Source organism: Aeromonas sp. L_1B5_3 (assembly GCF_963866575.1).
In the GTDB taxonomy this organism is placed as follows: domain Bacteria; phylum Pseudomonadota; class Gammaproteobacteria; order Enterobacterales; family Aeromonadaceae; genus Aeromonas; species Aeromonas jandaei.
Map to the genome: position 1 here is coordinate 38905 of NZ_CAWMDN010000138.1, position 12265 is coordinate 51169.

Below are 12265 nucleotides of genomic sequence, written 5' to 3' on the forward strand. Positions count from 1 at the left end.
CATGGACAAGGTGTTTATTCGCGGACTCGAGGTTTTGACCACCATAGGTGTATATGAGTGGGAGAAAGGCATTCGCCAGAAGCTCCGTTTTGACCTCGAGATGGGGTTCGACAACCGCCCCGCCGCTGCAACCGACGACATCAATCTGGCACTGGATTATGCCGACCTCTCCAACAAGATCTGCGAGCATGTCAGCGGCAAGGTAGTCGAGCTGGTCGAGACCATGGCCGAGCAGGTCGCCATGCTGGTGCTCGCCGACGAGCGGGTACAGTGGGTCAAAGTCACCCTCACCAAGCCGGGCGCCGTACCCAATGCCGCCGGTGTCGGCGTCGAGATCCTGCGCCACCGCACCCCGGCGGCGAGCAGCAACTGATGACCACTATCTATATCAGCCTTGGTTCCAACATCGAGCGAGAGCGCCATATCCGTGCCGGGCTCGATGCGTTGCACGCTGCCTTCGGCGAGCTGCGGGTCTCCCGGGTGTTCGAGAGTGAGGCGGTGGGCTTCAATGGCCGTCCTTTCTACAACCTTGTTGCCGCTGCCGAGACCGACCTGCCGCTGGTTACCGTCTGCCAGCTGCTGCGCGAGATGGAGTTCGCCCACGGCCGCGAGCCGGATGCCAAGAAGTTCGCCCCGCGCACGCTGGATCTCGACCTGCTGCTCTATGGCGATCTGGTCTGCGAGACGCAGCTGGTGCTGCCGCGCGGCGAGATCCTCACCAACGCCTTCGTGCTCTGGCCGCTGGCCGAGCTGGCACCCGGACTGCGCCACCCCATCGATGGCCGCACCATGGGCGAGCTGTGGGAGAGCTACGACAAGGCCTCCCAGCAACTGTGCCCCATTCCCTTTCACTGGGAAGCGCGGGAGCTGCAGCACCACTGATCGACAAGGGCACCTCGCGGTGCCCTTTTCGTTGATGTGACGTCTTATCCTGTTCTTTCTTATCCTCTGGCCTGAGCCGAAGTCGTGCCCCCGTCTCGCGCCAGTTGGGCGAAGATCAGCGCCGCCAGCATGGAGAGCAGGCCGACACAGAGGTAGGTAAGGTGGAACCCTGCCAGCCACTGGCCGTTGGCCGCTGAGGTACCCGCCGAGAAGAGCCCCAGCAAGCTGGCGGCAATCGCGACCCCCAAACTCATGGAGAGCTGCATCACCACCGAGAGCAGGCCGTTGCCGCTACTGGCCAGGGTCGGGCTGAGATCTTGCAGCGTGAGAGTGTTCATGGCGGAGAACTGTAGCGAGTTGATGGCGCCGAAGATAGCCAGCCAGCCCAGCAGCACGCCATAGGGGAGCTGATTGTCGATAAAGTAGAAGCTGGCGATCATGGCGCCGAGCAACAGGGTGTTGCCAATCAGGATGCGGCGATAGCCCACTCTGGGGATGAGTTTGTTCACCAGCGTCTTGGTCAGCATGGCGCCAAGCACCGTCGGGATCATGGTCATCCCCGCCTTGCTCGGGGAGAAGCCGAGCCCCAGTTGCAGAAAGAGCGGGGTGAGGAACGGCATGGCACCGCTGCCGAGGCGGGCAAACAGGTTGCCCCAGACCCCGATGGCGAAGGTGGCGGTCTTGAACAGATTCAGGCTGAAGAGCGGCTGCTCCGCACTGGCGGCATAAAGCCAGTAGCTCGCCATCGCCGCCAGCCCGAAGATCAACGCAAACAGCGCCCAGCCGGTGGAGATACTGTGCTCCCCCAGCCCCTGCAAACCGACCGATACCAGCACCATGCCGAGGCTGAACAGCACGAAGCCCTGCCAGTCAAAACGGGCGGTCGCCTGACGCAGATCGGGCATGAAATACCAGCTCGCCATAAAGCCGATCACTCCCACCGGCAGGTTAATCAGAAAGACCCAGTGCCAGCTCGCCACCTCGACCAGCCAGCCACCGAGCGCTGGCCCCATCAGCGGGCCAAGCAGCCCCGGAATGGTGACGAACGACATCACCCGCAGCAGCTCCCGCTTGTCATAGACCCGCAGCACCGCCAGTCGTCCCACCGGCATCAGCAAAGCCCCGCCAATCCCCTGCAGCACCCGGGCAGCCACCAGCATGGAGAGCGAACCGGAGGCGGCACAAGCCAGCGAACCGAGGGTGAACAGCGAGATCGCCGCCAGATAGATGCGACGGGTACCGAACCTGTCCGCCAGCCAGCCGGAGGCAGGGATGAGCAGTGCCACCGTCAGCATGTAGGCGATCACCACCGACTGCATCTGCAGCGGGCTCTCCCCCAGCGTCTCGGCCATGCTGGGCAGAGCGGTATTGAGAATGGTGCCATCCAGCGACTGCATGAAAAAGCCGACAGCCGCCAGCATGGGCAGCCACTTGCGCTGGGCCGGGGTCACCCCGAGTGAAACTTCCGCCATAACAGACCACCTCCACTTCAGGAATAAAAAGACCCGCTCTCGTTGTTACGGGCGGGTCATGTCAGACATCAGGCATCCGGCTGGCCAAGCATGGCCTTGAGCTGCTCTTCGAGACTGGGCTCGGGAGCCTTGAGCGTATCAAGGAACAGCCGTTCTATCCCCGCCTTGTCCTGAGTTTTCACGATAAACACCAGTCGGGACTGGGCCTTGCCCTCCGGCCACTCCCCCAGAGCCTGCAGCGGATAGAGCTGGCCGTGAACGCCGTGGATCACCACCGGTTGGCTCTCCCCTTCCAGCTGCAAGATCCCCTTGAGGCGCAACAGAGCATCGCCGTATTGGGCCTGCACCGCATCGATCGCAGCCAGCAGACGAGAGGGCTTGAGCGGCTCGCCGATGCGCAAAGAGAAACTTTCGATGTTGCCGTGCTCGAAGTGGGTGGGCGCAGCTGTGCCCACCTTGGCGGCGAACGGTTGCATCTTCGGCTGCATCGGTGACGCCAGCCCCTGCTTGGGGGATTCGGTGCGCAGCCATGCCAGCAGCTGGCGCACATCGCGCCCGGCCGCTTCGTTGTAGGCGCCCAGCTTATCCAGCAACTTGGGCGAGAGCTCGCCATTGGTCACCAGCTGGATCGGCGCCGCCGGATTGAGGGCCGCCAGCTGGGTTTCGACCCGCGCCAGCTGCTCGCCATCCACCAGATCGCCCTTGCTCACCACCAGCAGATCCGCCAACGCCACCTGTTTCACCGCCTCATACTGGGCCGCCAACTGCTGCTCGATATGACCGGCATCCACCACGGTGACGGTGCCATCGAAGCGGTAGCGCTGGGCGATAAAGCCCTCCTCCCTCAACGTGAAGAGCACGGGGGCCGGATCGGCGAGGCCAGTGGTCTCGATAATCAGCCGCTTGAACGGTTTGATCTTGCGCTGGATGGCCTTCATAAACAGCCCCTGCAACGCCTCAACCAGAGAGCCCTGCACCGAGCAGCAGATGCAGCCGGAGTCGAGCAGCATCACCTGCTCATCGACCTGCTGCACCAGATGGTGATCCAGCCCTACCGAGCCGAACTCGTTGATCAACACAGCACACTCGCCGAGCTCCGGCTGTTTGACCCAGTGGTTGAGCAAGGTGGTCTTGCCGCTGCCGAGAAAGCCGGTCAGCAGGGTCACTGGGATACGGGTATCTTGCATATCGGTCATGTCAGATCCTTACCGGTTGGCAAACAGGTCGCTGAGCCAGCGGTTTTCAAAGCGGCCGTGGGGGTCGAGCTCGCGCTGCAAGGCCACGAAGTCGTTCCAGCGCGGCAGCAGGGCCGGGAAGTCGTAGAGATCCATAGCCAGATGCTTGCCGAAGTGGGGAATGCCGCCGAGCGGCACCAGCAGTTGCTGCAGCTCGCGCATCTGCTCCATGGAGCCGTTGACGAAGGTGCCGTCCGCAGCCAGATAGACCAGAAAACCGATCCAGCAGACCGGCTGGCCGTAAGCGGCACTGAGCCACGCCTCGGAAGAGCCGGTGCAGCGCAGGATAAAGGGGTAGTGCAACACGCCCGGATTGGCCTGCTGCCACGCTTGCAGAGTCTCCAGCGCCTCGTTCATACGATGGAGCGGTACCGCCACTTCACAGTTGATCTGGGGGGCCGGGATCCCCTTGCAGAGAATTTGGTAGACGTTGCCCACCAGATCGGAGGCATCCTTGAAGCGGCGCACCGTCTCGAAGTGCTCACCGGCCAGCGCCTCATCCTTGGTATCTTTCGCCATCTTCTGCAGGGTGGCATCTATGGTGGCGTTCATGCGGGCGTCGATATCGCCATCCAGCAGCAGCGGCTCGCTGCCACCGGCGCGGTAGCGGGCAACCTCCTCATCGGAGGCGGGATCCACCAGCCAGATGTGGCTCTCGCCGGTCCAGGCAAACCACCAGCTCTTCACAAAGCCGTGCTCGCGGTTGAGCCGCTCGTTGTGCTCCAACAGGAAGGGGTAATCGGTGGTGAACTTGGTGCAGCGCATGATTCGGTTCGGGACAGTGCGCAGGGTGACGTCGAGCAGGATGCCGAGCATCCCCATCCCCATCACGAAGGCGCCGAAACGCGGGTCGAAGCGATCCACCCGGATGATGTCGCCATTGGCCAGCATCACCGTCATCGCCTCTACCGCATCGCAGAGGGCAGACTGATGCAGCCCCTGACCGTGGGTGCCAGTGCTGAGCGCGCCGCCCAGAGTCTGGATGCCGATAACCCCGGGGGAAGCCGGCAGCATCCGCTCCATAGCGATAAGATCGCCGTAAACGATGTCGAGGGGCGTCCCCGCCTGATAAGTCACGGTATCAGCGGTTTTGGCCAGCTGGCCGCGCAGGTGGTGCAAGTCCACCAGCAGCGCCTGACTGCCCTCGGCATAGACGCTGTGAATGGGCTCAAAAGAGAGGCCGGAACCGATAAGGCGCAGCTTGCGCTCGGGGTGTTCCCGCAGCAGCGCCTGCAGCTCGTCGCGGGTTTTCGGGCGCCACACCTGATCCAGCGCCCCGAGGGGATTGGTTCTCGACCAGTTGAACAGCACCTCCCGATTACCAATCGCCTTGATGCTGTGAAATGCCTGGAACTGAACCGTCATACCGCGCCTCATCTCTTGCTGACGTCAAAATGAGCGACGATTCTACCGAAAAGCGGGCGCCAAGGCATGGAAAACAAGACCCTGCCAATCTGGTGGAATTGGCCTCCGTCATGCTATCACCACATTGTCAGAATCATTTGGTACTGGTCGGCGAGTCTCTCAGACCGTACCCGGGATATCGCCCGCCAGCGCGGTGGCCGACTCTTCCTGCTCCTTTGGCAACAGCTCGTCACAGAACTGGCGCAGCGGCATGGGACGGGCAAACAGGAAGCCCTGCAGATAATCGACCCCCTTGCTTCTGAGGTAGTCAGCCTGCCTGCTGGTTTCTACCCCTTCCGCCACCAGCGCCAACCCGAGGCGAGTCGCCAGATCGATCACGTTGTCCACGATATGCTCCGAGAGCGACTCGGTGCCGATACGGGCGATAAAGGACTGGTCGATCTTGAGGTAGTCGACATGGAACTGCTGCAGATAGATCAGGCTGGAGTGGCCAGTCCCGAAATCGTCGATGGCCAGCTTGACCCCCATCTCGTCCAGCTGACGGAACAGGGAGAGGGTCTTGGGATCCGCCACCAGCAGCTCACGCTCGGTCAGCTCCAGCACCAGTACCACCTTGCCGGGGGCAAAGTGATCGAGGAACAGCCGACACTCCTGCAGCAGGGCAAAGTCGTGACAGTGAGCGGCGCTGATATTGAAACTGATATGAAAACCATCGGGCAAAGAGCGTTGCACCCAGCTCAGCTGAGCTGCCACGTTGCGCATCATCTGGCTGGTCATGGGGACGATCAGCCCCGACTCCTCCGCCTGAGGAATAAAGAGATCGGGGCGGATCACCCCTTCGGTGGCATGGTTCCAGCGCATCAGCACCTCGGCCCCCATCATCCGCCGGGTGTCGCTGGCCACCAGCGGCTGCAGATAGGGGACGAACTCTTTCGCCCGCAGTGCCCGACGCAGCTCATCCGTCGGCGACCCCGGCCGCCCCAGCACCCACCACACCAGCAGGGAGAGCAACAGGGATGCGCCAACCAGCGACAACAGCGCCGTCTGGCGAGCTTCCCACAGCGAACGCCAGTAGAGTGGCATGGTATAACCGGCATAGATGGTGAAGGGGTAACGCTGGGAGGAGAGTTCAAGGCTGGTGCTGTGGTGCAATCTGGGCAGGCGTTCGAGATAGCGGCCCGACTCGCTGAGCCAGGCCGAACCGACCTGCAAGAACAGCTCGCTCGGCTTGCCACTCAGGGAGAGCATGAAGCTGAGCTGGGTACTGTCGATGGCACTCAGGGCCGCATCAGAACCCTGTTCGAGACGCACAACCAGCAGCGGGTGATTCTTGCGTACCCGGTTGCCGCTCATCAAAAGCAGCTTGCGCCCGGTGTAGATAGTGCTGTCATCAGCATCATTGGCCTCGCCAAACAGGGAGGTACAGTTGATCACCCCGTCGCGCACCAGATTGACCGACCGCAGAAACGGTTCGAGCGCAACCGTCTTTCTCAGGATCAGCAGGTTCTTGGCACAGGGAGCATTGACCAATGGCAACACCTCCCGGTTGGCCTCCTCGGCCCTGTCCAGCATCTCCTCCAGCAGCAGCTTCGCCTTGTGCGCCGAATCGCGAGAGTCAGACCTCAGATCCTGAACATAGATACTGTGAATGATCCAGCTACCCACCAGCAGCGGCAGGGAAAATACCAACAGAGCACTGCCAACACGCAGCCTGGTTCGGGAGAGATCGATCCGGAATAGAAACATAGAGAGCCACGCCACAGTTGGTCAGAGCCGCCCGCAGGCAGACATCCATATCATACCGACCAACGCAGGGATCTCCCGACTGGTCATAACCAAACAACATAACGCAAAGCACTTATAAAACGAACAGCGAAAACTGTGGTTGGATCACAGCCCGCAGCAACAAGCCTCGAAAGAGACTCAAGAATAGAAAGCCGCAAAATAGAGATGCCGCGTATTACGCGGCATCTCTCGTTACAGCTGTGCAGTGAGGCGTTAGACCGCCTGCTGCAGGATCACCGCATCGGCCTTCTTGGTGTAGGAGGCGATCTCGTTGAAGTTGAGGTAGCGGTAGGTGTCAGCCGCTGTGGCATCGAGCGCCTTGGCGTATTGCAGGTACTCTGCCACGGTCGGGATCTTGCCGAGAATGGCGGCAACGGCAGCCAGCTCCGCAGAAGCCAGATAGACGTTGGCACCTTTACCCAGACGGTTCGGGAAGTTACGGGTGGAGGTGGAGACCACCGAGGCACCTTCCGCTACCCGCGCCTGGTTGCCCATGCACAGGGAGCAGCCCGGGATCTCGATGCGTGCACCTACGCGACCAAAGATGCCGTAGTAGCCCTCTTCGGTCAGTTGATCCTTGTCCATCTTGGTGGGCGGTGCGATCCACATGCGGGTCGGCAGCTCGCCCTGATACTTCTCGAGCAGTTTACCGGCGGCACGGAAGTGACCGATGTTGGTCATGCAGGAACCGATGAACACCTCGTCGATCTTGTCGCCAGCCACGTCGCTCAGCAGACGGGCATCGTCCGGATCGTTCGGTGCGCACAGGATCGGCTCCTTGATGGTGGCCAGATCGATCTCGATGATTTCGGCGTACTCGGCATCCTTGTCCGCTTCCATCAGGGTCGGGTTGGCCAGCCACTCTTCCATCCCCTTGATGCGACGGGTGATGGTGCGCGGGTCGCCGTAGCCTTCGGAGAGCATCCACTTGAGCATCACGATGTTGGACTTCAGATACTCGATGATCGGCTCTTTATCCAGCTTGATAGTGCAACCGGCAGCGGAACGCTCGGCGCTGGCATCAGCCAGTTCGAACGCCTGCTCCACCTTCAGAGTCGGCAGACCTTCGATCTCGAGGATACGGCCGGAGAAGATGTTCTTCTTGCCCGCTTTCTCGACGGTCAGCAGCCCTTTCTGGATGGCGGCGTAGGGAATGGCATGGACCAGATCACGCAGGGTGATGCCCGGTTGCAGCTCGCCCTTGAAGCGCACCAGCACAGATTCCGGCATGTCCAGTGGCATCACGCCGGTGGCGGCGGCGAAAGCCACCAGACCGGAGCCCGCCGGGAAGGAGATGCCGATGGGGAAACGGGTGTGGGAGTCACCACCGGTACCCACGGTATCCGGCAGCAGCATGCGGTTCAGCCAGGAGTGGATGACGCCGTCACCCGGACGCAAGCTCACACCGCCGCGGTTCATGATGAAGTCCGGCAGGGTGTGGTGGGTCTGTACGTCGATGGGCTTCGGATAGGCGGCAGTGTGGCAGAAGGACTGCATGGTCAGATCGGCGGAGAAGCCGAGACAGGCCAGATCTTTGAGCTCGTCGCGGGTCATCGGGCCCGTGGTGTCCTGGGAGCCGACCGTGGTCATCTTGGGCTCGCAGTAAGTGCCCGGGCGGATGCCTTTCACGCCACACGCCTTGCCCACCATCTTCTGGGCCAGGGTGAAACCTTTGCCGGTATCGGCCACCGGCTGCGGGCGACGGAATACGGTGGAGAACGGCAGACCCAGCGCTTCGCGAGCCTTGTCGGTCAGGCCGCGGCCGATGATCAGCGGAATACGGCCACCGGCGCGCACTTCGTCGATCAGCACGTCGGTTTTCAGTTCAAACTGCGCCAGCACCTGTTCGGTGCCGTGCTTGCAGATCTTGCCGGCAAACGGGTAGATGTCGATGACGTCACCCATTTCCAGCTTGGAAACGTCCACCTCGATGGGCAGGGCGCCGGCATCTTCCATGGTGTTGAAGAAGATCGGGGCAATCTTGCCACCCAGCACTACGCCACCGGCGCGCTTGTTCGGCACGAACGGAATATCGTCGCCCATAAACCAGAGCACCGAGTTGGTGGCAGATTTACGGGAAGAGCCGGTACCGACCACATCGCCGACATAGGCCAGCGGGAAACCCTTCTCTTTCAGGGCATCGATGGTCTTGATGGGGCCGACGGCGCCATCCTTGTCCGGGGTGATGCCGGGACGGGCGTTTTTCAGCATCGCCAGCGCGTGCAGCGGAATATCGGGGCGGGACCAGGCGTCCGGCGCAGGAGAGAGGTCGTCAGTGTTGGTTTCGCCGGTCACCTTGAACACGGTGACGGTGATCTTCTCGGCCAGCTCCGGGCGGGAGAGGAACCACTCGGCATCGGCCCAGGATTGCATCACCTGCTTGGCGTGGGCATTGCCCGCCTTGGCCTTCTCCTCCACGTCGTGGAAGGAGTCGAACATCAGCAGGGTGTGGGAGAGGCCCTTGGCGGCAAGAGGAGCCAGGGTCGCATCGTCCAGCAGGTCGATCAGCGGCTGAATGTTGTAACCACCCTGCATGGTACCCAGCAGTTCAACGGCTTCGGCGGCAGTCAGGATGGGAGAGTGGGCTTCGCCCTTGGCGACGGCGGTGAGGAAACCGGCTTTGACATAGGCCGCTTCATCAACACCGGGGGGAATTCGGGAGGACAACAGCTCTTTCAGAAAGTCTTGTTCGCCGGCGGGCGGGTTCTTGAGCAGCTCGACCAGGGCGGCGACCTGCTCTGCGTCCAGAGGTTTGGCAACCACGCCCTCGGCAGCACGTTCTGCGACGTGTTTACGGTATGTTTCAAGCACGACTAATTCCTCTTTGGTCTTTTTTTGGGGTTCGCCCACGCTCGCGGCGATCGTCCTTGCGGGACACCCCGTAGGGTGCTCCCCACTATATAAGTTTTAACGACCAATTAAAATCCAAACCCCGTTAACCAATTCAACACAAAACCGTAACCAATTAAACAGGCTGGTATTTTTTGAAAATTAAATACCAGCCCAGATGCAGAGTTAACAAATACGCATCATTTATCCATTATTGGAACGTAGTGCCCAATTGCAGATAGAAGACGCCATTCCCCTCCTCCGCCATGCCGTAGCCGAGGAACACCGGGCCAAGGAAGCTCTCGACCCCCACATAGACGGAGCCGGCGGTGAAGGAGCTGTCAAAGCTGATATCTTCACCCTTGTCCCACACCCCGCCCTGCTCGAGGGAGCCGCCCAGATAGAGCGGCATCTTGAGGGCACCGAAGTCGTTGTCCGCCACCCGGTAGATGTAGCGCAACCCGCCAAACAGGCTGTAGCGACCACTCAGCTGATAGCGCTGGAAGCCGGAGAGACGGAACAGCCCCCCCAGATCCTGGATATAGAGCGGCAGCGCCTCCTGACTGCTGGAACCACCGCCCTCCAGCATCAGGTTGAGGCTGTGACGCCCCCATGACCAGGGCTTGATCATGGAAAAGTTGTAGTTCCACCCCTCGTCGCGGCTGCTCTGATCCTGCTCTCCGCCGGAGAGATTGACGTGGGAATAACCCAGCTTCATATCCCACTTCTCGCCCGAGTAGGGGAAATAGAGGCTATCCAGGGTATCGTGCTCAAAACGGATGAAGGGCCCCCATGCGGTGGCATCCACACTGGTATTCTTGAGGTTTTTCAGATCGATATTGCCCACCCGCCCCTCAAGCCCCGTGTAGATACGGCTCCATGGCTGGCTGTTCCAGCCAACGGCCAGATCGGAGCTAAAGAAGGAGTAGTCGCTGTCGAGGTAGTTGAATGTATCCGGCTCGGAGCTGAAGATGCGGCGCTGGGTCTTGTCATAGGCCAAGCTTGCCTCGCCAAAGAAGGTCTGGGAGGGCTCCAGCGGGGTATAGAAGTCGGTCTTGATATGTTTGGCCGTGCCAAGCGACGCTTCGGTCAGCCACTCCCCGCCCCAGTTGTTGACGTTGGTGAGGGTGTAGGACATGCCGACGTTGTAGTTGGAAGTGTTCTCGAAATCATCGGAGAAGCCAAACTGGAAGTTGAGGTAACCCGGCCCCCAGTTCTTCTCGCTGGCATCGACCACCAGCACGTTCTCGCCATCGCGCTCATCCACCTCGTAAGTAATGCGATCGAACGACTCCAGCGCATAGAGGCGGCGAATGCCCGCCTCCAGACTCTCGTTGGTCTGGATCTTGTCCGGTCGCACATCCAGCATGGCGCGCACCGTCTCGTCGGATAGACGCGACTTGTTGATGATCTCCACCTTGTCGATGTAGTAGGCGGGCAGGCCGCTGCGTTCGGCACGGCGACTCAGCTTGCGGTTGCGGTACTCGTTGTAACGCTCCTTGCTCAGGGATAGCTTGTCGAGTTCCAGCGACACCTTCTCGGCCGCTGCCTCGCCTATCTTGATCCCCTCCGGCATCCGGGCGAAATCAGCGATCCCCATGTCGCCAAACTCGGGAGTGAGCAGGATATCCTTGGGCCCCAGCAGCGCCTTCTGCTTGTCGGTGCCGACCTGGGTCATGTAGGTAGTGAGCTGGTCGATCATGGCAAGGCCCGATTTGAGAGACTCGCGGGTGCGCAGCTTGGCACTGATATCCACCGCGATCACAACATCGGCTCCCATCGCCTTGGCCACGTCCACCGGCATGTTGTTGACCGCACCGCCATCGGCCAGAATCCGGCCATCCCACTCCACCGGCTTGAGCGCCCCCGGAATGGACATGGAAGCCTGCATCGCCTTGGCCAGACTGCCGTGATCGAGCACGTAAGGGGTGACCGTCTCCATATCGGTTGCCATGGCACGATAAGGAATCGGCAGATCATCGAAGCTCTTCAGCGCCGGCAGGTTGGAGGTGGCCGTCCGCAGCAGGCTGGCCATGGATTGGCCCTGGAAGAAACCATCCGGCAGCTGAATGGTGTCGCCATTGACGCCGATATCGGTGCGTAGCTGATACTTCTCGGTCTGCTGCTTCTTGCGCAGGGAGAGCTCATCACGGCCCACCTTGTCCTGATAACCCTTGTTCCAGTCGATGGCCAGCGTCGTACGCTCCACCTCCTCGGCGCTAAGCCCCATGGCGTACATGCCCGCCACATAGGAGCCCATGCTGGTGCCCACTATGATGTCGACCGGGATGCGCTTCTGCTCCAGAACCTTGAGGATACCGATATGGGCCGAGCCCTTGGCACCGCCGCCACTGAGCACCAGTGCCACCTTGGGGCGGCCACCATCTGCCGCCTGCACCAGCAGCGGCATGGCCGCCAACATAATCAAAAGCAGTCGGGTCCATCCCGCACGAACGCTGCGCATCATATTTTCCATCTTGTTCAGGAAGCCGGTCACCAGAGATGGCCTCTACTATAAGGGGCCGGAGCACAAGCGCAACCGGCATTCCGGCCAATTCAGCCTCTCCCGGATCTATTCGTCCGCCAGACCCTTGTGAGCGCAAACGCAATCCATAAATAAAGGGTCGAAAGGCTCATGGGCGCCCCCTCTCTGCCGCTAATATGAGAGTCGTCAATCTCTATCTTTCGGGCACTTAT

At 60.9% G+C, this 12265-nt stretch carries 8 protein-coding genes; 2 read left to right on the forward strand and 6 right to left on the reverse strand.

Translation table 11 applies throughout. The annotated features are described in order from the left end of the window. Nucleotide 1: 1 nt before the first annotated feature. Nucleotides 2–373: a dihydroneopterin aldolase gene (gene folB / locus AACR93_RS18120; protein ID WP_005355064.1), complete on the forward strand. Its 372-nt coding sequence runs from the start codon at nt 2–4 to the stop codon at nt 371–373. Then, complete coding sequence (gene folK / locus AACR93_RS18125) at nt 373–882, forward strand: 2-amino-4-hydroxy-6-hydroxymethyldihydropteridine diphosphokinase (RefSeq protein WP_043851584.1); 510 nt, start codon at nt 373–375, stop codon at nt 880–882. Before folB ends, folK begins: the two co-directional genes overlap by 1 nt. Before the next feature lie 59 nt (nt 883–941). Here folK and mdtD read toward each other — a convergent pair whose 3' ends face one another. From mdtD to AACR93_RS18155, 6 genes are all read right to left on the reverse strand, one after another. Next, nucleotides 942–2354, reverse strand: a complete 1413-nt coding sequence (mdtD, locus tag AACR93_RS18130; RefSeq protein WP_043851585.1) for a multidrug transporter subunit MdtD — start codon at nt 2352–2354, stop codon at nt 942–944. Between the two features lie 68 nt (nt 2355–2422). Beyond that, nucleotides 2423–3550: a CobW family GTP-binding protein gene (locus AACR93_RS18135; protein ID WP_043851586.1), complete on the reverse strand. Its 1128-nt coding sequence runs from the start codon at nt 3548–3550 to the stop codon at nt 2423–2425. A gap of 9 nt (nt 3551–3559) precedes the next feature. Further along, nucleotides 3560–4954, reverse strand: coding sequence for a D-arabinono-1,4-lactone oxidase (locus AACR93_RS18140; protein WP_043851587.1), 1395 nt, complete (start codon nt 4952–4954; stop codon nt 3560–3562). Nucleotides 4955–5113: 159 nt separating this feature from the next. Continuing rightward, on the reverse strand, nt 5114–6700 hold the full coding sequence (locus tag AACR93_RS18145; RefSeq protein ID WP_043851588.1) for an EAL domain-containing protein: 1587 nt from the start codon (nt 6698–6700) through the stop codon (nt 5114–5116). A 252-nt stretch (nt 6701–6952) separates the two neighbouring features. Further along, on the reverse strand, nt 6953–9550 hold the full coding sequence (gene acnB, locus AACR93_RS18150; RefSeq protein WP_043851589.1) for a bifunctional aconitate hydratase 2/2-methylisocitrate dehydratase: 2598 nt from the start codon (nt 9548–9550) through the stop codon (nt 6953–6955). A gap of 229 nt (nt 9551–9779) precedes the next feature. Beyond that, nucleotides 9780–12032, reverse strand: a complete 2253-nt coding sequence (locus tag AACR93_RS18155; protein WP_043851616.1) for a patatin-like phospholipase family protein — start codon at nt 12030–12032, stop codon at nt 9780–9782. Nucleotides 12033–12265 lie beyond the last annotated feature (233 nt).